21 protein-coding genes are annotated in these 25,270 nt (G+C 61.3%); 13 read left to right on the forward strand and 8 right to left on the reverse strand.

The window, feature by feature from the left end; all coding sequences use genetic code 11:
* The first annotated feature begins 686 nt into the window (after positions 1–686).
* The 4 genes from ACZ522_RS03915 to ACZ522_RS03930 all read left to right on the forward strand — a co-directional run bounded on the left by ACZ522_RS03915 (position 687) and on the right by ACZ522_RS03930 (position 3,981).
* Positions 687–1,871 carry a LolA family protein gene (locus ACZ522_RS03915; protein WP_379692114.1) on the forward strand — a complete coding sequence of 395 codons (1,185 nt, stop codon included), beginning with the start codon at positions 687–689 and terminating at the stop codon, positions 1,869–1,871.
* 299 nt (positions 1,872–2,170) lie between these two features.
* Complete coding sequence (locus ACZ522_RS03920) at positions 2,171–2,542, forward strand: helix-turn-helix domain-containing protein (protein ID WP_379692113.1); 372 nt, start codon at positions 2,171–2,173, stop codon at positions 2,540–2,542.
* A gap of 1 nt (position 2,543) precedes the next feature.
* A complete protein-coding gene (locus tag ACZ522_RS03925; protein ID WP_379692112.1) occupies positions 2,544–2,855 on the forward strand; it encodes a DUF7521 family protein in 312 nt (103 codons plus the stop codon).
* 874 nt (positions 2,856–3,729) lie between these two features.
* The gene (locus tag ACZ522_RS03930) at positions 3,730–3,981 is read left to right on the forward strand and encodes a helix-turn-helix transcriptional regulator (RefSeq protein ID WP_379692111.1); all 252 of its coding nucleotides are present in this window, start codon (positions 3,730–3,732) and stop codon (positions 3,979–3,981) included.
* A 109-nt stretch (positions 3,982–4,090) separates the two neighbouring features.
* Here ACZ522_RS03930 and ACZ522_RS03935 read toward each other — a convergent pair whose 3' ends face one another.
* Positions 4,091–4,390, reverse strand: coding sequence for a PadR family transcriptional regulator (locus tag ACZ522_RS03935; protein WP_379692110.1), 300 nt, complete (start codon positions 4,388–4,390; stop codon positions 4,091–4,093).
* Between the two features lie 435 nt (positions 4,391–4,825).
* Here ACZ522_RS03935 and ACZ522_RS03940 point away from each other — a divergent pair, with 435 nt between their 5' ends.
* Positions 4,826–5,980, forward strand: coding sequence for a methionine synthase (locus ACZ522_RS03940; protein WP_379692109.1), 1,155 nt, complete (start codon positions 4,826–4,828; stop codon positions 5,978–5,980).
* A 96-nt stretch (positions 5,981–6,076) separates the two neighbouring features.
* Here the strand turns inward: ACZ522_RS03940 and ACZ522_RS03945 are convergent, their stop codons facing one another.
* Positions 6,077–6,730: a ribonuclease HI family protein gene (locus ACZ522_RS03945; RefSeq protein ID WP_379692108.1), complete on the reverse strand. Its 654-nt coding sequence runs from the start codon at positions 6,728–6,730 to the stop codon at positions 6,077–6,079.
* 335 nt (positions 6,731–7,065) lie between these two features.
* Positions 7,066–7,944, reverse strand: a complete 879-nt coding sequence (locus tag ACZ522_RS03950; RefSeq protein ID WP_379692107.1) for a hypothetical protein — start codon at positions 7,942–7,944, stop codon at positions 7,066–7,068.
* Between the two features lie 921 nt (positions 7,945–8,865).
* Between ACZ522_RS03950 and ACZ522_RS03955 the strand changes: the two genes are divergently transcribed.
* The 8 genes from ACZ522_RS03955 (at position 8,866) to ACZ522_RS03990 (ending at position 20,338) form a co-directional block, all read left to right on the forward strand.
* On the forward strand, positions 8,866–9,519 hold the full coding sequence (locus ACZ522_RS03955) for a helix-turn-helix domain-containing protein (protein WP_379692106.1): 654 nt from the start codon (positions 8,866–8,868) through the stop codon (positions 9,517–9,519).
* Between the two features lie 123 nt (positions 9,520–9,642).
* Positions 9,643–11,580, forward strand: coding sequence for an ABC transporter substrate-binding protein (locus ACZ522_RS03960; protein ID WP_379692105.1), 1,938 nt, complete (start codon positions 9,643–9,645; stop codon positions 11,578–11,580).
* Between the two features lie 282 nt (positions 11,581–11,862).
* Positions 11,863–12,858, forward strand: coding sequence for an ABC transporter permease (locus tag ACZ522_RS03965; protein WP_379692104.1), 996 nt, complete (start codon positions 11,863–11,865; stop codon positions 12,856–12,858).
* Positions 12,855–13,775 carry an ABC transporter permease gene (locus ACZ522_RS03970; protein WP_379692103.1) on the forward strand — a complete coding sequence of 307 codons (921 nt, stop codon included), beginning with the start codon at positions 12,855–12,857 and terminating at the stop codon, positions 13,773–13,775. Before ACZ522_RS03965 ends, ACZ522_RS03970 begins: the two co-directional genes overlap by 4 nt.
* Positions 13,772–15,856 (forward strand): dipeptide ABC transporter ATP-binding protein, encoded by a 2,085-nt coding sequence (locus ACZ522_RS03975; protein WP_379692102.1) that lies wholly within the window; start codon positions 13,772–13,774, stop codon positions 15,854–15,856. Before ACZ522_RS03970 ends, ACZ522_RS03975 begins: the two co-directional genes overlap by 4 nt.
* Positions 15,857–15,889: 33 nt before the next feature.
* Positions 15,890–16,189, forward strand: a complete 300-nt coding sequence (locus tag ACZ522_RS03980; RefSeq protein WP_379692101.1) for a transporter associated domain-containing protein — start codon at positions 15,890–15,892, stop codon at positions 16,187–16,189.
* A gap of 6 nt (positions 16,190–16,195) precedes the next feature.
* On the forward strand, positions 16,196–17,632 hold the full coding sequence (locus ACZ522_RS03985) for an SLC13 family permease (protein WP_379692100.1): 1,437 nt from the start codon (positions 16,196–16,198) through the stop codon (positions 17,630–17,632).
* 1,560 nt (positions 17,633–19,192) lie between these two features.
* The gene (locus ACZ522_RS03990; protein WP_379692099.1) at positions 19,193–20,338 is read left to right on the forward strand and encodes an MFS transporter; all 1,146 of its coding nucleotides are present in this window, start codon (positions 19,193–19,195) and stop codon (positions 20,336–20,338) included.
* A gap of 235 nt (positions 20,339–20,573) precedes the next feature.
* On the opposite strand, the gene ACZ522_RS03995 is transcribed toward ACZ522_RS03990, so the two are convergent.
* The 5 genes from ACZ522_RS03995 to ACZ522_RS04015 form a co-directional block, all read right to left on the reverse strand.
* Positions 20,574–22,004, reverse strand: a complete 1,431-nt coding sequence (locus ACZ522_RS03995) for a M81 family metallopeptidase (RefSeq protein ID WP_379692098.1) — start codon at positions 22,002–22,004, stop codon at positions 20,574–20,576.
* Between the two features lie 133 nt (positions 22,005–22,137).
* Positions 22,138–23,193, reverse strand: coding sequence for a hypothetical protein (locus ACZ522_RS04000; protein ID WP_379692097.1), 1,056 nt, complete (start codon positions 23,191–23,193; stop codon positions 22,138–22,140).
* A 40-nt stretch (positions 23,194–23,233) separates the two neighbouring features.
* Positions 23,234–23,413, reverse strand: coding sequence for a hypothetical protein (locus tag ACZ522_RS04005; RefSeq protein ID WP_379692096.1), 180 nt, complete (start codon positions 23,411–23,413; stop codon positions 23,234–23,236).
* Between the two features lie 38 nt (positions 23,414–23,451).
* Positions 23,452–24,333, reverse strand: a complete 882-nt coding sequence (locus ACZ522_RS04010) for a carbohydrate ABC transporter permease (protein ID WP_379692095.1) — start codon at positions 24,331–24,333, stop codon at positions 23,452–23,454.
* Positions 24,323–25,258: a carbohydrate ABC transporter permease gene (locus ACZ522_RS04015; RefSeq protein ID WP_379692094.1), complete on the reverse strand. Its 936-nt coding sequence runs from the start codon at positions 25,256–25,258 to the stop codon at positions 24,323–24,325. The genes ACZ522_RS04010 and ACZ522_RS04015 overlap by 11 nt, the downstream gene beginning before the upstream one ends.
* Between the last annotated feature and the right edge of the window lie 12 nt (positions 25,259–25,270).

Below are 25,270 nucleotides of genomic sequence, written 5' to 3' on the forward strand. Positions count from 1 at the left end.
AGCGTGGATATAGAAGAGAACTGTGAGCGTCCGGTGTCGGAAATAGTTACGGTGTTCCATTACTCTAATAGGGGTGTAATGAAGGGCTCAGCGACGAATGCCGGAACACTCGTCGATTAAATCACAAGTCGTCGCTTCGGGGAAGACGCCGGTGGTGTCGGATCCCGAACGGAGTCATTCACGTCTCACGAGACTGTTTTCGACGTAATTCGTCTCACTCTCGGGCGTGTAAGAATCGATATCGTGGTCCTCGACGACTTGGTTCGGTTCTCCTATATCCTATATCGATATACTACCTTCTGTTGTGCGCGGGTCTACAACCTCGGAGGATGATTCCGGTGTGGTTATTTCAGAATATTTGTATGTGGTAAATCAGTCAGCACTGTTGTATTGAACGGACGGTTGTATCCGAAAACACCGCCAGAATTGTGTCTGCCGCACGATAAGGCGTTGATGAGAATGAGGGAATCCGTCGACGATATCCAGAAATTCTACGATTCGTACGGTCGAAACGAGTGGCAACGGCTCAAAGAGAGTATCGACTCGTCACAAGCGTTCTCGTAGATACCTCGTTACTAGTGCGTTTGACGAGGAACTCCGGCTGAATTCCGGCGACGAATGTCCATAAGTATTTAAACATCTACTATCCGACACGTATTCAAAGCCTCACTGAGCGTGCTACTAGTATGGCCCGCCCTCCACTCCGAATCAACCGACGTACACTCGTCGCGTTCTTGCTCCTTGGCGTCGTGCTTCTCGCAGCTCTCTGGGCGTCAGGGGGTGCGATAGGAAACACGAGCCCCTCAGTCGACGCTAACGTGACCGAGCGCTACCGCTCCATCGACGCGCTGACTGGAACGCAGACGGTCACGATGCAGACTAACGGCACCGTCACATCTCGGAACGTCGCCACCGTCACGCTCGTTCCGGGTACCGACCGGAAACGGATCCGCTTCGAAAACGCGTCGGACCGGCGGTACGAACTGCAGGTCTCGAACGGGTCGACGCTCTGGCTCCACGATACCGACCGAGACGCCGTAACCGCCGTCACGCTGACGGGACCACCGACCCAGTCGCACACGGCTACCCGGATCCAACAGATCGTCGCGGCCGCGGGGCTGACCGACGACACGGGCCGGCCGCAATCCATCGGCGTGTCGCCGTTGCCCGTCTTACCGCGACAGACCGGTGTCGCCCCCGACGTGGACGAGAACCGTAGTTACGCCGTCGAATTCGTCGAGACCGATACCGTCGGCGGGCAGGAGACGTACGTGCTCGACATCGTCCCCGCGACCAATCGGAGCGAGGCGCACTACAGACAGCGACTGTGGGTCGACACCGAACGGTTCTATCCGCTGCGCAAGCAGACGGCGTGGACTGCCGACGGCGCCCGGCGGTCGGTAACGACAACGTACACGAACGTGACGTTCGACGCGCAGGTGCCGGCGGGCGCGTTCCGACCCGAACTAGACGCCAACACGACAGTACGGCGGCCGGACGTCCCGAGCACGGAGTGGTACCGAAGCAGCACCGCCTTGGAGGCGCAGAGTTCGCTCTCGGTGCCGGATCCGACCGTACCGCCCGCGTTTGAACTGGTGTACGCGACGCGAACGACCGGCCGCATTGACGGGGTCGGACTCCGCTACGCCTCGGAGGGACGCGAACTCACAGTTGCGAAGTTCAACTACACCCTCGACATCGACCCCGACGAACACGAAGTGACGCTCGACGGCCGGCCGGCGACCCTCGACTACGGGTCGAGCACATCGCTCTCGTGGAACTGCAACGGGTACGGCTACACCGTCCGGGGGAACGGCGTCGAAACGGACCGTCTGATCGAAGTCGGCCGGTCGGTGGGCTGTCCCGCCTGAGACCGCGCGAGTTTCTGGGTCAGAAACTCGTCCCCCTTTTATATCTTGTAACGGCCCGTCGATCGAAGTGCGATGGGTTCAGACGAACTGACGACGTGCCCCCACGCCCGAAGTCTGGGGATGTGCCCTCTGACAGCACGATTCATCCCATCGCAGTCTCCGTTGACGTATCTGCCCTTCCAAAGTATCGCGGTACTGCCCCCACAACCCCGCGGTACTTCTAGAACTGGTCGCTACGACCGTCGGTGTTCAGAACCAGCGGGTCTTATTAATCCATCAGGCAGTTATTCGACCGAAACGTGAGTGAGGATCCTGCGCTGGATGATCTTCTCGATGTCCTCAGCGACGAGTACGCCCGAGACATCCTCGCAGCGACGAGTATCAAACCAATGTCCGCACAACAGCTTGTCGACGAATGTGAGATGTCCAAACCGACGGTCTATCGCCGGGTGAAACGATTACAAACGTACGGGCTCCTCGACGAACAGACCAAGATACGGACCAGTAACAACCACTACAGCGTCTACACGGCCACGCTGTCCGAGGTCTCTATCACGTTGGAGACAGGCTCCTTCGAGGCGGCCGTGACGCGCACCGACACCGAATCGTTCCCCGGCGAACAGGAGAGCGACACCGCCGACCGCTTCACGAAGATGTGGGAGGACCTCTGAGATGGTCTCCGTGGCAACCCTCATCGACTGGGCGATCATTGCGCTCGCCCTCGGGTCGACGCTCGTCGGTAGCTACGTGGGATATCAGGCCTACCGCGGGTATCGCCGCCACGACAGCCGAACGATGCAAGCGCTCTCTCTGGGGCTGTTTTTCCTCACGGCCGTCGCGTTCGGTATCGCCTTCGTCGGCTCGTTTCTCCTCCGCGAGGGGTACCTCGGTCTGCAGTACCAGCAACCGCTTACGCTCATAACGCGGCTGTTTCAGTTCCTCGGAGTGCTGCTTATCGCCTACTCGTTACATTCGCGGGGGTAGCCCGCTCGCACGGAACCGCGGATGGGTTCTCTCCCGTCTGTTCGACGGACCGCTCTGCCGAAGTCCCCGTAGATTTCATCCGTCGAGTCGAATACAGAGAACTACTCTCGTCGCCTCAGGAGAGATCGTGGCGTCCGATCTCGTGCGAATCGCAAACCGGACACACATCGGTAGTTGAAGAAACGATCGTTCCGCAGTGGCGACACTCGTAGAGTCGGTCTTCGGTTCGTGAACGCCGGAGGAGTTGCCGGAGGGTCTGAATCATTAGTTAGCCTCGGTTAGCACGATCTGGGATATTCGGATACTCACTCCACATCGAATCTGCAGCCCTCACAAGGTCGTCAATAAGACCATGAGATGGACGATTCTCGGATCTGGGGTGCGGACAGTCTCTCTGCGTTTGGTGTGACGGATCCATCGGTCTAAGGAGATGAAATAGACGACGAGTTGGGGTAAGTCGTCTTTACGAGGAACAACTACCGCGAGGGGGATATAGGTCAGCCAAGCACAGCGGAAGTAAAGCCTTCTGGTGGGTTACCACGCACTTGGTCGAATACGGCTTGTCCAACAGCCAATGTTTGGTTCTCCGTTGATGCCTCTGCGACCTGTTTGTCACCGCCGACCTATCCAAGGAGTGAGACGGTACCGGTCATCGCCGTCGTACCGGTCTTGCAAGCGGAGGGTTGGACGGAATCGTCGCTGAGACGCGCTCCTGTGAACGCCTTACCTCTCAGGAAGGTGATAAACTGAACTATTAGAACAGCGGGTCTCCTGTGTGAAATCCGCTTCTTGCTCTCTTCTCCAGTTGAAGATACATTCTCACAATAGAGAACGAGGGGTATAGTTATATTACCTGAGTAATCAGATTCGTTGGATGTACGATCTCACCGGGTTCCAACGTGATCTATTACTCGTCGTTGCGGGTCTCGGCGAGCCGCACGGTCTCTCGATCAAGGAGGAGATGGAGGACTACTACGAAAAGGAAGTACACCACGGACGTCTGTATCCGAATCTCGACACCCTCGTAGAGAAAGGGCTGATCGAGAAAGGTGAGCGTGACAAGCGAACGAACTACTACACCCTGACCGGAAGGGGGAACCGCGAAATCACCGCTCGTCAGGAGTAGGAAGCCGAGTATCTCAGCGGCTGAAGGTTCCAAGTAGCGCTCCACTGAGTACTAGCAGTCCCCTCTCTAAACGGACCGAACGAGGCCGCTCGAAGGGTGTACCGTCGGATTACGAGTTCGTACTGAGTTCTGGAACAATCGAGTTCGTCCACTGGCGTCGGTTGAGGAGCGCCTGCTCCCCTCGGTCGGACACTTCATAGTAGTTCGTCCGCCGATCGAGTTGCCCTTTCTCTACGTAGCCCTCTTCGACGAGCGTATCGAGGTTCGGGTAGAGGCGACCGTGGTTGATATCGTCGTGGTACTTCTCCATCTCCTCTTTCACTTCCTGTCCCGACGGCTCATCGAGGCCAGCGATCACGGTCAGAAGGTCACGCTGGAAGCCAGTGAGGTTGAACACCTGCTCCGTCATACAGAGGTAAATCAACGGACATGATAAAAAATCATCTGCCCAATATTCCTTACTTTCCAGTGTATCATAGAATACGGAATTTCGCAAGTGAGTGGTAAAGACTCCTGCAAGAGAGCAACGGTGTATACCGATACGCTACGTGACAGTATAGGATACAGTACTGCTCTCACTTTGGAGGCCCGGTACATCAAAGAGCCCCGCGTTTCCGAGAAATCGCCGAATCACTGCTCCAACCATCCGCACCGTCGATGGTGGTGTGCTGCTCGATTCCGTGGCGTCGATGGCATCGACAGCGGTTGACTTCGGACTATTAGACACCTCCTCGTGCCCGGTCTTCGCTGGGTGAGAGAAGCGCTCATAAACGGTAGCTGAGATCGTAACCCAAATACCGTGAGTTATATTTTCTGCTCGGGCGTATTACTCACACGAGTACCCATGACTGCGAACGACGAGCGAATTCGTACGACGCACATCGGTAGCCTCCCCCGACCGCCGGAACTACTCGATCTTCTGAAGAAGCGCCAGGACGGTGAGGACATCGACGCCGACGAGTGGGATGCGACCGTCGAGGATGCCACGCGCGATGTCGTCGAGCGTCAGGCCGAGGTCGGTCTCGATGTCGCTAACAACGGCGAGCAATCCCGTGTCTCGTTCAACTGGTACGTCGCGGACCGCCTCAGCGGTATCGACGGCAAGCGCGAACAGGAACTCTGGGCGGACCTCCAGGAGTTCCCCGACTACGCTACGGAGACGTTCAAGACGGACGTTATCGACCTCTCGATGCAACCCGTCGTTACCGGATCCGTCGAGTACACCGGCCACGACGAGGCTGAGGCTGAACTCGAGGAGTTCCGCGCCGCGCTCACAGCGGTCGACGCCGAATTCACGGAGACGTTCGTAACCTCGGCGTCGCCCAGCGTCGTCACCGCCACGCACGTCAACGAGTACTACGACTCCTACGAGGAGTTCCTCTTCGCCGTCGCGGACGCGATGGCCGAGGAGTACGAACTCGTCGCCGAAACCGGGATGACGCTTCAGATCGACGCGCCAGAACTCCTCACCGTCGGCCACACGGCGGCGTACGCCGACGAACCCCTAGCGGAGGTCAAGGAAGCCACGCGACTCCACGTCGAGGCACTCAACGAAGCGCTGTCGAACGTCCCTGCCGAACAGGTCCGACTGCACACCTGTTGGGGGAGCTACGAGGGTCCCCACCACCTCGACACCGACTTAGTCGAGATGCTGCCGGTGATTTACGAGGCAGACATTACCGGACTCAGCGTCGAGCAGGCCAATCCCCGCCACCAGCATGAATACCGCGCGTTCGCCGAGCAGCCGGTTCCTGACGGGTGGACGCTGATCCCGGGCGTCGTCGACGTCAAGACGAACATCGTCGACCACCCGGAGACTATCGCGGACCGCTTAGGGCGGGTCGCCGACGCAGTCGACGACTCGACGCCGCTCGTCGCCGCGCCGGACTGCGGCTTCGGCACGCAGGCCGGACTCGGGATGGTCGACCCCGAAATCGCGTGGGCGAAGCTGGAGGCGCTCGTCGAGGGTGCCGAAATCGCGACCGAGCGTCTCTACTGACCGACGCTCTACAGAGGTATAGTCGGTACGTGATTCTATTCATTTCTGAGGATTTCCACGGTGCCGGGATTTCGGATTTTAAGCGGCGCAACGCTCCTATTCAGGCCCAAAGGCTGCGATATCGGCACCCACTGTCGCTAGTGCGTCGGCGGGGTTCGGGTCGCTGTCGGCCAGATGCGTGTATCGGTGCTCCGGGATGCTCGATAGTGCCGCCGTGACGGCCTCGCTGTACGTCTCGACGCCCGGTTCCGTCGGGTCGTCGCCGCCCCAGACGTCTCGGATGACCGTCATCGAATCGATGCGCACTTCCAGCCTGCGTGGCTCGTAGCGAGCCAACAGTTCGGAGAGGCCGAGTTGGAGGGCGACGTACTCGGCGGTGTTGTTCCCCGTCCGGGAGCCGACGGGTCGGCCGAGACGCGCGAGTTGGTCCTCCGCGGCGTCCATGATGACAGCGCCCGCACCTGCGGGGCCGGGGTTGCCGCGCGAACTGCCGTCGACGTAGAGGACGAACGCGTCGCTCGTTGGCTCAGAGATCGGTGGCCGGCTGAGTCCCGACTCCAGCAGGCTTTCGAGCGCGCGACGCAACTCGTCCGGGGTGGTCGCGGGATCGAAGAGACCGCCGTAGCCGGGGACGGCATCGTCGATGACGTCGGTGGCGGCCGCCACCTCGTAGCCGACCCCCGCGAGTACCTCGTCGACGAGCGTTGCGAGCGGCGAGAGGTGTTCGGCCGGGAGGGTGTCGTCGGTCACGCTACTCCCCTCTTCGGACATCGGTTCTGGGCGCTCACATCCTCGCTCCCGGTTACTCTCGTAGGCTGGTCACACCACTGCATACGGGTTCTCGGTGGTCGAGCGGGATAATCTCTTCAGGTGGTTGCCGGTGGCGGGCCGTTCTGAATCAGTTGGCCCCCTTGCGTTTCTCAGCGGCTGATACGAACGGCCTGCTGGATATAGACGCTGTATTCACCGACGTATGTAGGCCGCGTCCAGTACTGGGCCGGGGACCGATTCGTGTGTTCTAGTCAGTACACCCGACAAGTCGTTACTGACTAAAGATTTCAACAGCGCCGGTGCTCAGCCGTTGACTACCGACCGACGAATCGTTGATAGAACGTCGTCCGAACTCCGTACGCCAAGTAACCGGCCAGTGCGAGCGCTAAGACGAGTGGGATGAGAGGCAAGATGAATGACGAAGAAAATCCGAACAGTGGCACCCCAACGACCCCGAGTATGACCATACCGAGGGTCGTGACGAGACTAAATGTGAGAACGAACAAAATCAAAAGGACAACAAATTCTGTAGAGCGGTCTCCGCTACGTTCCGTATCAGTCAGGAGATAGCCGGCAATTGCCCCGAGACCCACGGCCACGACGATCCCAGGCCCACCACTGATACTATAGTTCGTTTGAGTTGCAGCGAGATATCCAGCGTATGCGATGAACCCGATGAATCCCATCACCAGCCCAGTAAACGCACCTTTGACCGCGCCGAGGAGTTGGGTCCGATGACGACGGTACCACTTCGGGTCGACTCGATAGGCGAGTAGGTACGAGCCGACGAAGACCGCAACCGCCGTGAGAGTTGGGAGGACGAAGTACGGCGTCGAGAACAATTGGTCTCCGAGGAGCCATTGGAATGCCATTGTCGGGACGATAGCGAGCGTCCAGCCTGCGAGAAGCGACCCGACGAATACCACACGGTTACGATGCGCCGACGCCAACGTCGCGGCTCGACCGCTAGTCACCCACCGATAGCCACTAATGCTGCCAACGAGGAGACCCAGCGGGGCCGCAAATTGAATTGATGCCACCCAATCAGGTGGAAAGAACGCGTCCGTCGATGCGCGGTAATAGTTTCGGAGAAGTCGACCGAGCGTATCGAGGACGAACGTCTGAACCAGACCCCACTGAAGCGCAGTCACTAACGCCTGGTTCTTTGTGGAGGGTCCATCTGGGGAGGGCATATCTAGGCTATCTCTACCTTCTGATTAGAACGTGTTGATGAATTGTCGTAGCCAAAGCCCGCGTGTGTAGCGTCTCAGGTCGGTCTCAAGCTCCACATATCTCCAAATGGGGCGTCATCAGCGTCGCCAACTCCAGTCAACGAAGCCTACCAGTTATCAGAAGCGGGATGCCAAGCGACCGAGAACTTGCCTGTACTACCCCTTCACAGATCGGTTCTGTGAGCGTCGTCTCTACCGCACTCCGCAAGTCGTCGCTGCGCGATAATCCGAAGAAGAAGGTAGGAGGGAACCGCGCCGGGAAGGAAAATGCTGATGATTCTGACAACGAAACCGGCAAGTCGATCGGAATGCCAGCGAGATACCACCGCTAAGCGGGAGATCGACGCCGTGTAGGCCCTCCTCCGTGACGGTGTGCGCTTCGCGGACGACACTTCCAATGGTCGCCTCCTCGTCGTATCCCCGAATCACGGCAAGTGCGTCCGTTCGCACGCCACCGTCGGCCACGGTTCGGTTCGCCTCGCCCGACTCGGCCGTCCGTTCAATCTTTTCGCAAGTATTTCCACGCGAAGAATAGGGATTCCCGTGCGAAATAGAGCGTACAGGACGGATTAATGTGTTAGTATCTGGATAGTATCCGCTCCGTACCGATGCTCCAACTAGTGGGAACGGCGCGTACGCCGCCACCGGGTGTACGTTCCGAGAGGAACTGTCGACTTTCCGCGGCCGACGGAGTCCCGCCCGTTTCGCCGTCTCGGAGAGCTCCGATCTTGTCACGGCAACTAGCGGTTGGAAGGCGTCTGAACGCTACGACGCCGGTTCCCGCCCGGAGGCATCGGTGAAGGTATATACGGTTATCCCTGAACGAAACAGAGGTGAGATACCATTCTACGAGTTGAGTTTCGAACGACTCCGACGGGGGTGATGTCCAAAATCGCGAACACGCTCGACGAGGTTCGGAGCATCGAACTCGACAACGCCTTCTACGTCGAGGACGGAAAGTGGATCGAGTCGCTCACGATCTCTGCGACGGAGGATTTCGACCCGGCGGAACTCTTGAGCGGAATCTCCGGGACGTCCCTCTTCTATACGCGCACGATTCCGACGGGTCCGACCGACGTGACGGTGAAGCGCCTCACGCTCCTCGCGAACGAATCTTACCCGTTCATTTTAGGGATCGTACTTCGGAAAGAATCCATCCCGAACCGGATCGTCTACCAAGACGACCTGTTCGAGGTAGTCGTTACGACCCGCGAGTGGGAGGACTTTCGAGAACTCGCCGACGAGATCAAGGAGACGCTCGGGAAGTTCGAACTACAGAGCGTGAACCAGATCGAACAGCCGGGCGAACCCCTCGATAGCGGACGGTTAATGGAGGTGTTAACCACGAAGCTCTCCACCGAACAGCTGGAAATCCTGGAGACGGCTTACACACTCGGCTACTTCGACGTTCCCCGGGAGGTTTCGGCCAAGGAACTCTCCGAGGAACTGGACATCGCGCAGTCCACGCTGAGCGAGCGACTCCGTACCGCCGAACGGGCTCTGCTTGCACTGATCTACGGCCCGAACGATTTCTGAAGTACGGTTCCCCGCTCCGAGTCCGTGCAAACGTCAGGTGACAGACACTCCTTATAAAGAACGATCTTCATCATCGTCCTTCGGGAATATCTTGAGTGTAAATAACTCACAATGGAGGGGTACATGGAATCGAAAGACCATGACAAATCGGAGCGCTCGGGTACAGACGACCGATTCAGTCGGCGCGAATACCTCGCGGCGACCGCAGCCGGTACGGCGGCGCTGACCGCGCTGGCAGGGTGTAGTAACAGATCCAACGGTGGCGGAACGAGTAGCGGGCAGAGCCTCGAAGCGAAGGTCCCCGAGGGAGCGCCCGAGTCGGTCGAGACCAAGTACTGGCACGATTGGTCGAACATCGACGCGGAGAAGCCCCCGCTCGACTACACCGCGAAAGCGGGCGCAGTTCTCGATCCGATCCCGGTCGAGTTCTCGAGCGAAGACGACCCGTGGATGCGCGAACACGCGCTCATGGTGAAGCGGGCGGCGAACGACCTCGGCCTCTCCGTCTCGCTCAACGACCGGCCGCTCAACCAACTCTACGCGCAGAGTTGGAACACGCCGGGCCTGCAGGCCGTCATCTCGATGAGCACGCACGGCCCCGACCCGCAGCGAGGACTCGATCCGAACCCGCTACTGATGCGTCGGCACAAGGACAATCCCTCGAACTACGACAACTACTTCAATCCCGAACTGAACGAGGTTCTGGAGAAACAGCGAACCGTTACCGGAGACAAGAAGAAGCGCCAAGAGCTGGTTTCGAAGGCTCAGCGGATATTTGCCGAGGACGTCGGCGGTATCATCAGCCTGTTCCCGGACGTGATCACGGCGGCGAACCGGAAGAAGTGGAAGGGATACGTGAAGACGCCCGGTAACGGGCCGACCGGAGACTCGTTCCGGTGGACGGAAGTCAACCTCCAGCCGAAGACCGACGAGACGACGTACGTCAAGGGTGTGACGACGTCGATGAACTCCCTCAACCTCCCGTGGGCGGCGGGGGGTGCCGAGGAGAAACGCCTCAAGTACGTCTACGACGGCCTCTTCGACGCGAATCCGGACCTCGAAGTCGTGCCGGCACTCGCGACGAACGCTAAGTTCACGGACGACACGACCATCGAATTCGACCTTCGCGAGGGCGTCACGTGGCACGACGGCGAGTCGTTCACCGCGGAGGACGTCAAGTTCACCGTCGACTTCTACAAGGAGCACTCCTCGACCAGCCAGGTCCCGTTCTACGAACCGATCGAGAGCGCGGAGGTCCTCGGCGACCACAAGGTCCGCTTCAACCTGAAATACCCCGACGCCGCGTTCATGACGCAACGCGTCGTCCGCAGCGTCATCATCCCGAAGCACAAGTGGAAGGACGTCGACAACCCCTCCCAGCACAACCCGGAGAATCCGATCGGGACGGGGCCCTTCCAGTACGAGAGTTGGGAGCAGGGTTCGAAGCTCACCGTGTCGGCGAACAAAGACCACTGGCTGTTCGACGAGCAGACGCGCGGGAAGTACCTCGGTGACCGCCTCGCGAGCGGTTCCGGTATCGACGGCGTCGTCTGGGTGAACGTCGGCAACGTCGATTCCATGTTGGGGGCCCTCCAGCAGGGCAAGATCGACGCTATCGGGACGACGCTATCGAACGGACAGGCAGACCGGGCGGCGAAGACCGACGGCATCGAGAAGATGGTCGCCGACAACTTCGCGCCTCTCGACGTGAAGCTGATGTTCTCCTGTCCGCTCGTCCGGGACAAGGAGTTCCGCGTCGCCCTCGCGAAGGCGGTCGACAAGAAGGGGTTCACCGAGAGCGTGCTGCGGGGCAAAGCGACGGTTCCCAACGGCGAGAACCCGATCTCCCCGATCAACCCGTGGCACACCGAGGACACCCCGGAATACTCTCACAGCGTCGACGAGGCGAAGACGATCCTCAAAAAGGCGGGCTACACCTGGGACTCCGGGGGGAACATCCGCTTCCCGAACGGTGACGCCTGGGCCGCCTTCGTCGAGCGAATACAGACCGGAAACACGCACAAGCGCCGCGAGGAGCTCGGGCAATCGGACTTCTCGTAACTCGCCCACGCGACCACCCAAGCCGACCCAACTCATGGTCCCACACACAACGCCGTCGCGGAAGCGCCTCGCGTCGACACAGCCGCGTCATTACGCGCCGGGGTCTCCCCGGTCCTGTGACCGTCCGCGGGGTAAGCGACCAACGACAAGTCGAGATATGCATCCGATACCAGATACCACGAGAGCGACCGCACGCCAGTACACTGCGTGCGGCCGCCGCGCGCACGAACGACTTCGAGACGCACAGCCCGAAGTGACCACCAGAGACCAGGAGGTGGCGCGATGAGCGAGTTCCAGCGCTTCCTCGCAAAGCGGTTCGCCATCGCCGCGGTGCTGACTTTGGTGGCGGTTTCGGTCATCTTCGTCGTCCTGCGACTCCTGCCGGGGAGCCCCTTCGAGGCGCTCATCACGGCCGGCAACCTCACCGAACAGCAGGTCAACGAGATTATGGCCATGTACGGGCTGAACCAGCCCCTCTGGCAGCAGTACCTGACGTACCTCAAGAACATCCTCACGTTCCAGTTCGGGTACTCCATCCTCCAGAGCGAACCGGTCTGGCAGGTGATCCGACCGAAACTGTTCAACACGCTCATCCTGCTCGTGCCGGCGCTCGTTACGACGGCGGTTCTGAGCACGCTGCTCGGCATGTTCGTCGGGTGGAACCGCGGGAGCACGCTCGAGAAGTTCAGCATCATCACGACGACGTACCTCCGGTCGACGCCGGTGTTCATCACGGCGATCATCTTCGTGATCGTCTTCTCGTACACCCTGAACGTCGTGCCCGCGTTCGGAATGCGCGACATCACCGCGGCGCCCAGCGGGTTCACGGAGACGTACCTCTCGATGGACTTCCTCCACCACTACATCCTGCCGTTCAGCGTCGCCGTCCTCTACTACAGCGGCGACTTCCTGCTACTCGCGCGGAACGGCGTCATCGAGAAGAAAGGCTCCGAGTTCCTCAAACTCCACAAGGCGAAGGGGCTGACCGAACTCGAACAACTCGCTCGCGCCGGCAGAAACTCGATGCTGCCGGTCCTCACGTACTTCGCGCTTCGGCTCGGGATGATCTTCCAGGGCCTCATCCTGTTGGAAGTCGTCTTCGCGTGGCCGGGTATCGGCCGCGCCCTCGTCATGGCGATTCAGCAACAGGACTACCCCGTCGTCCAAGCGGCCGTGTTCATCATGGCGCTCGCGGTCATCATCGCTAACCTCGTCGCCGACGTCCTCTACGCGTACTTCGATCCGACCGTCTCGACCAGCGGAGGTGGGACCGCATGAGCGCGGAGTCGAAGAACGGTGCGGTCGTCTTCGAACGGGTCAACGCCTGGAAGCGCGCGCTGAAGGAGCAACTCGCGTTCATCCGCCAGGATAGGCTCGCGTTGGCGGGAGTCCTCGTCATCGGGACCTTCGTCGTCCTGGGCCTCTTCGGACCGGTACTCGCGCCGCACGACCCCATCGGGTACGACGTCAAGAACGCCGACGGGAGTATCATGCGGCTCTCGTCGCCGAACGCCGCGGCGCCGTTCGGCACCACGGCCTACGGGAAAGACGTCCTGAGTCAGTTCCTCGCGGGTGCGCGGCCGACGTTCATCGTCGGACTGTTCGGCGGCATCGGAACGGGTGCGATCGGTTTCCTCGTCGGACTCGTGAGCGGTTACTACGGCGGGTGGGTCGACGAGGTGTTGATGCGCATCACCGACCTGACGTTCTCGCTCCCGTTCACGCCGATGGCGCTGCTGCTTTTGACCTTCATGACGCCGAACATCTGGCTCATCACGGGCGTGATCGCCGCGTTCCTCTGGAAGATGCCGGCACGCGTCGTCCGCTCTGAGGTCCTCTCCGTCCGCGAACGGACGTTCGTCAAGTCCGCGCGCGCGAGCGGAGCGAGTAACCTCCGGACGATGTTCTACCACGTGGCACCGAACGTCCTGCCGATCGGCTTCCTGTACACGGCCTACGGTGTCGCGTGGTCCATCGCCGCGCAGGCGAGCCTCGCGTTCCTCGGCTTCGGCGATCCGACGACGACGAGTTGGGGTCGGATGCTCCGGATGGTGTTCACGTCCGGGAACATCCGCATCGCCTGGTGGTGGGTCCTACCGCCGGCTATCGGCATCGCCGCCATCACGACTTCGGTGTTCCTCGTCGGCCGTGCCTACGAGGAAGTCATCAACCCAGAAATTCAGACAGAATCATGAGTCTCCTCGACGTCACAGACCTCAAGGTCACGTACGACACGCAAGACAGCAGCGTTCACGCGGTCAACGGTATCTCGTTCAGCATCGACGAAGGCGTCAACTACGGACTCGCCGGCGAATCCGGGTCCGGAAAGTCGACCGCGGCCGAAGCGATACTGGGCCTCCTCCCCGACAACGGGAACGTCGAGGGGGGCCAGATCGAGTTCAAGGGCGAGGACCTGACGAACCTCTCGGAGCAGGAACGCCGCGACATCCTGTGGGAGGACATCGCGTACATCCCGCAGAGCGCGATGGACTCGCTCGACCCGGTGATGTCGACCGGCGCCCAGATCCGACAGGCGATCCAGAAACACCGGGACGTCTCGAAGTCCACCGCGCGGGATCGAGTGCGGGAACTCTTCGACCTCGTCGGACTCGACCCAGACCGGATCGACGACTACCCGCACGAGTTCAGCGGCGGGATGCGCCAGCGCGTCACCATCGCGATGGCGCTCGCTCTGGAACCCGACCTCATCATCGCCGACGAGCCGACGACCGGACTCGACGTCATCGTCCAGGACAAGATCATCGACAAGATCCTGGAGATTCAGGACCGGATCGACAGCTCGCTCCTCCTCATCACCCACGAAATCGGCGTGATCGCCGAGACGTGCGACGAACTCTCGATCCTCTACGGCGGGAAAGTGATGGAACAGGGGAGCGTCGACAACGTCCTCATCAACCCGACGAACCCCTACACGATGGGGCTGAAGAACTCGTTCCCGGAACTCGACGAGATAGGCACCGATCCGGTCTCGATCCCGGGTTCGCCGCCGAACCTCGACAGCGAGCCCACCTCGTGCGTGTTCGAAGACCGGTGTCCGTTCGCGACCGAGGAGTGCGCGGAGTCCCATCCCGACCCGGTCGACCTCCCGAACCGGAACCACAACTCGGCGTGTCACAACATCCGGAAAGCGGCGCAGATGCGAGAGGAAGCGCAGGACCCGGAAGCGTGGGGAATCATCGAAGAGGAATCGTCGGAGTCCGACGTCGGCGAGACCATCCTCGAGACGGAGGACCTCGAGAAGTGGTACCCCCAGAGCCAGACGATCCTCAGTAAAGTTCGGGGCGAGGACCCGAGCTTCGTCAGAGCCGTCGACGGGGTTTCGCTCACGGTACACCGATCCGAGGTCGTCGGCATCGCCGGTGAGAGCGGCTGCGGGAAGTCCACGCTCGGCGAGACGATGGCACTCCTCGAAGAGCCGACGGGCGGTGAGATCACCTTCGACGGGAAGTCCCACAAGTACTATCAGGACGGGAACATGAAGGAGTTCCGCCGGAAGGCCCAGATCATCTTCCAAGACCCCTTCGACTCCCTCAACCCGAGACAGAAGGTCCGGCAACTCATTGGGGAGCCGCTGACGATCCACGACTATCGGACCGACGAACGGGAGGCGGCCATAATCGAGACCCTCGAGAGGGTCGGGCTCACGCCGGCCCGGAAGTTCCTCGATCAGTATCCCCACGAGTTGTCCGGCGGTCAGCGCCAGCGCGTCGCCATCGCGCGGGCGCTCGTCCTCGACCCGGACTTCCTCATCTGCGACGAACCGGCGTCGATGCTCGACGTCTCGCTCAAGGTCAACCTCCTCAACCTGCTCCGCGACCTCGCCGATACGGAGGACATCGGAGTCGTCTACATCTCCCACGACCTCGCGAGCCTGACGCAGGTGTCGGACCGACTGGCCATCATGTACCTCGGTCGCATCGTCGAGGAGGGGACCGTCGAGAGTCTCGCGTCGCAGCCACTTCACCCCTACACGCGCTCGCTCCTCTCGGCGGCGCCGGAGAAGGACCCGTCGGCCGACCGCGAGCGAGTGCTCCTGGAGGGCGAGCCTCCGGACCCGGTGAACCTCCCGTCGGGGTGTGCGTTCGCGCCGCGGTGTCCGAAGGCCACGGACGAGTGTCGCCGCTCGGAACCCGGCCTCGACGCCGCGACCAGAGAGAACCACTCGGCGGCCTGCTACTTCCCTGAGGAGGAAGGGGTCGGCCTCGACGAGGTCGAGATCGACGCCCAGCAGACCGGCGAATCGCTCGGCGACTGACTCGCACCCTCGCTCCGCTACACACCCTTCCACATGTTCCTCGCCGTCGCCGACGCGCCGTTGTTCGACGCCGTTCGCCCCTCACGGGGAGTCGTGACGCTCGCCGGGGCCACGGCTCTCGTCGTACTGATGGGGCTCTCGGCGTTCCTCTCCCCCATCTCCGGGTTCGTGTTCAACCGAGCAGGCCGACTCGTCGAGGAGGGCGAGACGTTCCGCTTCGAGAACGTCGAGATCCACATCGAGTCGGTCGAACAGACGCGAATCAAGCGCGTGCGTATCGAACAGACCGAACCGACCGAACTGGACGGCGACCGCCCCGAAATCGGAGCGTGAGCGCCGATGGTACCCGTATCCCCCGCGTTGCGTCGCACGATCCGCCAGGGCGTCGGTATCGGCGGCGCTCTCGCCTCGATTCTCTGGACGGTCGTCACCGCGCCGCCGGCCGGCATGACGCCGGCGATGCAGACCGTGTTCGGTGTGTTCGGGTTCGTCCTCGTCCTGTGGTTGACAGCGGTGCTCCCGTACGTCGTCTCCTCGACGCTGGGCGTCACGCTCCTCTTCGCACTCGGTGCGGTCGAGACGTATCGAGCGGCGACGACCGGGTTCTCGTCGACGATCGTCTTCTTCCTGCTACTCGTCTTCCTTCTCGGGGAGGCCATCAGGAAGGTTGACCTCGACTCGTGGTTCGCGTCGCGACTCGTCTCGCGCGAACCGGGCGAGGCCAACCCGGTCCGCCTCGTCGCGCTGAACGTCCTCGCACTCGCGTTCGTCATGCCGTCGGCGGTCGCGCGGGCGATCACGTTCATCCCGGTCATCCGAGAGATGGCCGACGCGTACGGCCTCGGTCGGGGGAGCGTGTTCGAACGCTCCTCGTTTCTCATCATCGGGCACGTGAACCCCATCGCCTCGATGGCGCTCATGACCGGCGGCGGGATGGCCATCGTCACGTCGAACCTCATCCGTCGCGCGGGCCGGTCGGTCACCTGGGTCGAGTGGGGGGTGCTCATGGTTCCGCCCGTCCTCCTCCTCTACGGGTTGACGACGCTGACCGCGGAGTACCTCTACGCCGACGGGTCGCCGACGAGAGCGGCGGTGTCCGCGGGCGGCGGTCCCGGCGAGACCGCAGATGTCGACGTGGCGCCGACACTCACGACCGAACAGCGATTCGTCGGACTCGTCCTCCTCGGCGCAGTCGTCCTCTGGATCGTCGGCTCGTTCGTTGACGTTCCGACCATCGTCCCCGCAGTACTCGCCGTCGCGGTACTGTCGCTGCCACGAATCGGCGTCCTCACGAGCGAGGACGTCGCGAGCGTGAGTTGGGGAATCCTGTTCGTCGTCGGCGCGATGTTCTCCATCCTCGACGCGATGCGGTCGACCGGTGCGCTCGCGTTCCTCGTCGAGACGACGACGGGACTGCTCCCGCTTGCGACGTTCTCCGTCTGGCAGAGCGTCGCCGTGCTCTTGGCGCTGGCCGCCTTCGTCAGGATATTCTTCTCGACGGCCTCGGCCGCCATCGTGGTCTCTCTCCCGGTTCTCCTGCAGTTCGGCAGTCGGCTGGGGATCAACCGGCTCTATCTCGGCCTGTCCACCCTCATCATCGTCGGTTCGACGACGATCTTCCCATTCAACACGACGTCCGTCCTCGTGTCGCTCGATCGTGGACCGCTCTCTAACGTCGACGTCGTCTCGTTTGGTCTCGTGACGCTGGGGTACGCGGCGCTGGTCGTCGCCGTCTCCTGGCTCGTCTACTGGCCGACGGTCGCCCCATTCCTGTAGCGGCTCTCACCGACTCGAACCAGTACGGTTCCGTCGCGGCCGGTCCCGGTGTTTGGTACTTCATTTTACGGTTAGTAGCCGCTCGCCGCCCCGCATCTGATAACCGTACCGGACGAGAACGGTGGCGGTAGCGAACGCACGCCGTTGAATCTACCTACGTGTCTGCACCTTCACATAAGTGGAAATCCCATATCTAGAGTCCCCTCTCTACAGCCTCCCCATTCCCACAGTATCGAGACTTCAGCGTGTCATTCTACCGTGATAAATTCTATACCGCTATACAGACTCCATCAGGTTTGGAAGTTGAGACTACAGCCAGTATAGTGAACCTCCGATGCGTGGATTCCGACGAATCGAGGAAGCGAGACCGCTGCGATTCTCGGTCTGAGCGTCAATTTAGCAGAGCGGTCAGGAAAGCAGTCCCGGCGTTCAGTAAAGGTCGTGTCCCGCTTACCGAAGGCCGGTGAAATAATAGAATACCCCGAGTGTGAGGCTCGGAGCAACTGCCTGAATGAAGGAAAATTCCTCCCCAGAAAAGGCACTAACACCGAGGTAAATCACAAACGCGACAATACCCATACTAACAGCGTATTTCACTCGAGATGAGCTTCTAAGCCATGTATCGAGACGCTGGTAGAGGTTCGTCATCATCTGTCTGTACATCGGTTGTTCCTGTGCAAAATTTTGCGACATCGAAAACGAGCGGATAGAACGCTCGTACGCCGATCCAGAGGAGGTGGCGCCACCGCAGTATCCTCTCACGGTCGGGTCCGTGGCTCCGTAGTCGGATCGCGTGGACACTGTCCCAGTACTCCTCTGGAAGCACCGGCAGCAAACGAGAGCCGTACGCTAGCGAGAACGTGAACCGACGGGGGACGCCAACGTTCAACAGCGCCTTGCTCAGCCGTGAAGGGCTCATCGTAGTGAAGACGGTAACGCTCGTCGTGACAACGACGAACGGTAGATGCACACGACCCCTTCCCGAGTTCGGGACGATTGTGAGGGGCTTGACGCGGCCTACAACGTCCTGGGGATGAAGTCGCTTGCCGACATCAATCGCTGTCTCGCTACGAAAAAAGGCGCATCAACGCGCGATAACTCCCACGATCAAGACGCAGACCTACTGATTAGACATCTTTCCGCCTGAAAACGTTGGTAAACCGAGTGTACGTATCTTGCACGTTTATCTTCCCGGTCCGAATGTCACCACCATTTGAGCGCAGACGATAACTACGACCAATAATGTAACCTAGTATACAAATAAACAATACTATTAAGATCGGAAATAATGATACGATTGCGACAGAACGATGATAACACGACGCAAGCTCCTAAAATCGTCAGCAGTAGGTACAGCTATCGGGATCGGTACATTGACCGGCAGTTCGAGCGTCGCTGAGACGGGCGCATCGTTCGGCGACGGCGTGAACCTGCAACCGTCGTACTTCTGTGCGATGACATCCTACGAGAATCCCTGAGCCGGTGGTCCCGGTTGCATCCCCTTTCGATGTCTGCCGGATACGGAGCGATTAAAGGGAATCGGCAAGAGTAATGTTATCGATGGACAAGCGCCGCTACTTTAGAGCGTTTTACTTCGTCTACTTCGCGGCGTGGAGCGGGTTCGTCGTGTTTCGAAACGCTTACTTCGAGACTATCGGCCTCTCAGGTACCCAGATGGGAACTATCGGCTTTCTGCTAAAGACGGCCGGTATCGTCGCTCTGCCAGGATGGGGACTAATGAGTGACCGGTTTGGTGCGCAGAAACGCATTCTCCTCGTGAGCGTCGGTGTCTCGGGTACGCTCGGACTACTCTACCCGTACATTGGTGCGGCGTTTCCTCTCCTCGCTCTCATCACCGTCGCGTTCGCCAGCTTTCGCGCACCGATCCGACCGGTCGCCAACTCGATGCTCCTCTCTACGGGGTTGCCGTACGGGAGCGTCCGAGCCTACGGGAGCATCGCGTTCGGCATCGCCGCCCTAGGCACCGGACTGGTCAGCACGCACACGGGATCGGTCATCGTCTTCTACGGCTTCGCCGTCGGGATGGCGGTCCTTGCGGCGCTTCTGCTCAGGATTCCCGTGGACAGTCGCCCGCCGGCCGAAAGCGTCGGCCTCCGCGCTGCCTCTCTCGTTGCGAACCGCACATTCACTGTTCTCCTCGTCGCCGCGTTTCTCATGGGGACCATCTTTCCGGCGGGAAGCGCGTACCTCTCCGTCTACGTCCGGGCAATCGGCGGCAGCGACGCAATTACTGGGCTCTCCGTAGCGGCGAAGACGGCGGGGGAGGCGGTGGTCTTCCTCTTCGCCGCCCGGTTCGAGACGACCTACCGACGACTTCTGTTCACTGGAGCGGCGTTCCACGCCCTCACCTTCGGATTCTATGCCACCGTGCCGGCACCGTTCGCCGTCGTAGCGACGCAGTTGCTCCTTGGATTCGGCTACGCTGCGTTCATGCTCGCTGCGGTGAACCTCGCACACGAACTCGCCCCAGAGTCCATCGGAGCCACCGCGCAGACGTTCCTTACTGGCCTCGGCTTCGCCGCGGGCACCGGCGTCGGCGAACTCGCGGCCGGCCGCCTCATAGATCTCGTAGGCGTCGAGTCGATGTACGCCGCCGCCGCCGCCGTCGGCGTGGCCGTCGCCGCAGTCAGCGGGGTCGTGGATGGATCGCTCGGGGCCGACGGACTCGTCCCCACCGACGGGTGAGGTCCGACCCGAGACGACGACCTGGCCGACTCGGATCGCCGTTCTACAGCCACGCGGACTACACGTGGACCCACCGCGCTCGACCCCAGATTCGCTCTAACTGCGCGAACCGCCGTTCAACGTACCCGTCCGATTCCTGAGTCCTCCTGACCGCCCGACATACACCCTTCGTTTCGTCGCTAAGAACGGACGTCACCGCGACGTCAAGGCGAGCGAACTGCAGGTCCGACATCCGTCAAGCCGGCCACGACGCGTCATCGTCCAGCGGGAAGATGGGGCGCGGCACTCGTTCGTACGACAATTCGACGAGACGCTGGTCGGTCTCCCCCGGCGTCAACGCGAACAGGGGTCGCTCGGCGATGTCCTTCCACGCCGGACTGAGGTAGCCGCTCTTCAACACGATTACGTCTCGCTCCATGGGGTCGACACCGAGGCGTCGGAGGAAGTCGGGGTCCCGGTGGACGTTCGTCCGGCGGTCGGTGACCACCACGTCGACGCCACCGTCGAGCGACACGCGGGCCAACTTCGCGTCCGCCACGTCATCAACGGCGGCGACGGTACTTGATACCTCCAGCGGAGTCCCGTCCGGGTACGACCGGCCCAGCGAGAGCGACACGTCAGCGTCGACACCGGCGTCACGGCACATCGCGTAACAGGCACGGTCGACGATGACGGCGAACACCGGCGTCCCAAGGTCGGTTCGATTTAGCATCGCCGCGAGGAGGTTCGTCGTGTTCTCGTTCGCCCCCGCGCCGGGGATGTCGCCGGTGTCGGCGACGACGACTGGGGACGCTCGCTCGCCCGCAGCCTCGTCCAGCGCGACCGACGGCTCGTACGCTTCTGTGTTGAACCCGAAGTCGTGTCGCCGCCGCCAGAACGCCGCCGCGAGGTTGCTCGCCGTCTGCGTGACGGTCTCCGCATCCGACGCGTCGCCGGTGACCACCGCGTGGCATCCGGCGTGCGGTGAGTCAGCCCACGGGAATCCGAGGAAGAAGTTGGCGTCGTAGATTCCTGTCTTCTCATCGGCATCACGGAGTTTCTGCACCAACGAGCGCATCGGTTCGGCTGCTGACTCAGACTGCTCGCCGGCGACGAGAACGGGAATCGACTCCCAGCGGAGAACAGGCGACGCCTCACTACGGACGGCCGCCAGCAACAGTTCGGCCGCCCGCGACCCCGTCTCCGCCACGTCGGTGTGCGGCGCAGTCCGGTAGCCGGCGACGCCGTCGAGGTGGGTGACCATCGGTTCAGTTATCGTCGCGTGCATGTCCAGCGCCGCCGTGACGGGAACGTCGGGACCGACCGCTTCTCGAACCGTCGCTAGTAACGTTCCCTCCGGGTCGGGTTCATCCTCGACATACATCGACCCGTGGAGGTCGAGACACACCCCGTCGACCGACTCGTCCCCCAGAGCGTCGCGGAACTGTCGTTTCATCCACTCGAACGCCTCGCGCTCGACCGTGGGAGCAGGAAGCGCGCTCGCGCCGAACGTCGGCACGATGTCGGCCCCCGAGGCGCTGAGCGTCTCGACGATGCCGTCGAGCGATCGACCGACGTCCGATTCGAGCAGGTCATCGCCGGCCGCCGTCGTGAACGCGTCAACGCCGGTCCTCCCCGCCGCAAAGGTGTTCGTCTCGTGGCTCATCGCTCCGACTGCGATTTTCATGTGCGAAGCCATTGCGACGAACCGACATGAATGTTCCCCGAAGCGATCGCGGAGTCAAACGGGCTGTCGACGTCTCTTTCCGGTGTTCACTCCCTGTACGGTGAACATCGGTTAACAGTCGCAACAGTCCGTGTCAGTCATTAGATCCGTTCGGGTCGAGACGGTCCGGGTTGGGGAACTCCGGTTCGGCGCGGGCCTGCGTGGGACCAGTCCGACGCAGGACATCGTGCACGACCGTTGTCCGGCGGAGGAGGTAGAGGAACGCAACGGGGGGCAGGAGAAACGACGAGAGGTAGAGGTACCGGGTCCACCCCCACGCCGCGCCCGCCGCAGTCAGCGCTTTGAGATCGTAACGTATCATCGGCGTCACGGCGAGACCAAACGGTACCCACAGCACCGCCGCCAGCCCTCCGAGACCGACCGAGAGCAGCCCGGGTGTGCCCCCGAGGATGACGAACGCAAAGAAGTACAGGCCGAGGGCGGCCGCAACGCGATCGAACCACGGCGACGGAACCGGCGGAATCGGCTCCTCGTCAACGCCAAGCAACGCGACGGAGTCGGGGTCGCTGGTCTCGGCGAACTCGGCCCGTCGCCGGAGAAGGTACGCAGCCCCGACGAGGACGTTGACGAGGGGGACGGATGCACCGGCCAGCCAGAACCGCACCGACGGATTCCAATGCGTGTGACCGCGGACGTGTTCGGCGTCGAGGTACAGACACGTCGGTAATCCGGAAAGGGCTAGCAGGATAACCGGTCCCGAGAACACAGTACTGATGACGCCTGTCGAAACGACGGTAGAGAGGAGATTGACGCCGACGAGAGCGACCCAGAAGACGATACCGACGACGATGCCGTACGCCCATCGGGCCGAAGGGACCGTGTTGCGGAGTGCGCTTTCGCGGCGGATACAGTAGGCGGTGGCCGCGGCGATATTTGCCAACCAGACGACGGAGACGAGGAGCCACGGCCCTATCCCAGGGTCCCACGCCGCGTCGTCGCGTATCGACCGCCAGTCGAGGGCGAGGAAGATGGGAAGCAGGAACCAGAGGGCGAACAGGAGGCCGCGGAGTCCGAGACCGACGTCGGGCGTCGAGAGGAGCGCAGTCAGGTCTGCGGTCCGACCGAGGAAGAGGTACAGCGCCCAGAGGAGCGCCGTCGTCGCCGTGCCATACCACCAACCAATGCTCATGAGCGTTGAGTACGAGGGAGGGATGTAAAAAGACCGGGTGTCAGTGCGGCCACGGCCGACTCGGCCAGAAGTACGAGAGGAGCGTCAGGAGGAGTAAGAGCACCGTGCCCGCCTTCAGGACGATGCCCGCGCCGAACTCCCGACGGACGAACGAGAGGTAGCCGAGGGCGAGCGTGACGATTCCAAACACGAGGACGCCCGCCAGTACCGGCTCGTTCATGCTCGCTGTACCGATTTTTAGTGGAAGAAGCGCCGGAATCATCCTTTCGACCCCGTGAGGGCGATACCCTCCATGAACGTCTTCTGCGCGAGCAGGTAGGCAGTTACCACCGGCAGTGCGGCGATGATGGCCGCCGCCATCAACTGTCCCCACTTCGAGCCGTACTGGCCGGTGAGCCCGGCGAGACCGACCTGTAGTGGGTACATCGACGAGTCCGAGAGGACGATGAGCGGCCACAGGAACGCACCCCAGATAAACGTAAACGTGAACACAGCGAGCGACGATAGCGCCGGCTTCGCCATCGGGAGCATGATGCGGGTGTAAATCTGCAGGGTGCTACAACCGTCCATCCGTGCCGCCTCCAGATACGAGTCCGGGACGGAGAGGAAGAACTGCCGCATCATGAACACGCCGAACGGATTGGCGATGTAGAGCAGCATCACCGCCCAGTACGTGTTGACGAGGTCGAACTTCGACATCTCGATGTAGAGGGGGACGACGATTGCCTGCGGTGGGACGATGAGCGTCCCGACTACGAGCAGATAGACCAACCGCTGTCCCCTGAAGTCGCCCTTCGCCAGCGCGTAGCCTGCGAGGCTGTCCAACAGGAGCGTGAAGAATACCACGCCCGCCGCGAGCAGCAGGCTGTTGAATATCCAGCGATCGAGCGGATTCTGCATCCAGATGTTAACGTAGTTCATCAGCGTCGGCTCTGCCGGAATGATCTGCGCCATGTTCCGGAAGATGTTTTCCTCCGGTTTCAGTGACGTCATCAGCGCGTACGCGAACGGGACGATCGCAAGTGCGCTGGCGACGATGAGGATGCCGTGGGCGACGGCCTTGACGACGTACTGGCCGGGACCGGCCGCGTGGTCCGTCGTCAGGTCGCCCTCGCTCGCGAGGTCGAGGTCAGTACTCAACGTCGGACCCCCACGTTCGCTGCTGGATGATGCTCAGCGTGAATACGATAACCAACAGGACGACGGCCATCGCGCTGGCGTAGCCGTAGTTGTACTGCCCGAAGCCTTGCTCCCAGAAGTAGAACATCAGGGTGTACGTCGAGTGGACTGGACCGCCGTTCGTCATGACGTACACCTGCGTGTAGACGCGGAACGAGAATATCATCGTGACGACGATGACGAAGAACGCCGTCGGCTTGAGGAGCGGCAAAGTGATATATCGGAAACGCTGCCACCGGTTCGCGCCGTCCACGATGGCGGCCTCGTAATAGTGGTCGGGGATGCCACCTAGACCGGCGAGGAAGATGACCATGTTAAACCCGATGTGCTTCCAGATACTCATCGCCGTTATCGCGGGCATCGCCAGCGCACGGTTGCCGAGCCAGTCGTACGTCGGAAGGCCCAACGACGCGAGCGTAATGTTGAGGATGCCGTTCGTCGGGCTGTAAATCCACGTCCAGATGAGCGAGACGACCACCCACGACGTGACGACAGGCAAGAATATCGCCGCCGAATAGAAGCGCGTCCCGCGGAGCTTCATGTTGAGGAGCAACGCGAGGCCGAGGGCGATGGGGACGTCGAACAGCAATAGCATCACGGCGTAGAAGACGGTGTTCTGTAGCGACTTCCAGAACACGGCATCGTTGAGTAACTGCACGTAGTTCTGGAGTCCCACGAACGGGTGCGTCTGTGCCAACGGTGCCCAGTCATGAAGACTCACGTAGAACGCCCCGAGGAATGGGATGATCATGATGATGGCGAACAGCGCCACCTTCGGAATTACGATGGCGTACCACGCCGGGTTCGTCCGCGCGTCAATGATGCCGATCTCCGTCAGCCATTCGGACACCTGTTTCGGAATCTCTCGGGCTGTGTTGGTACTCATGGTACTCGGTGT

The organism is Halopelagius fulvigenes (assembly GCF_055398025.1).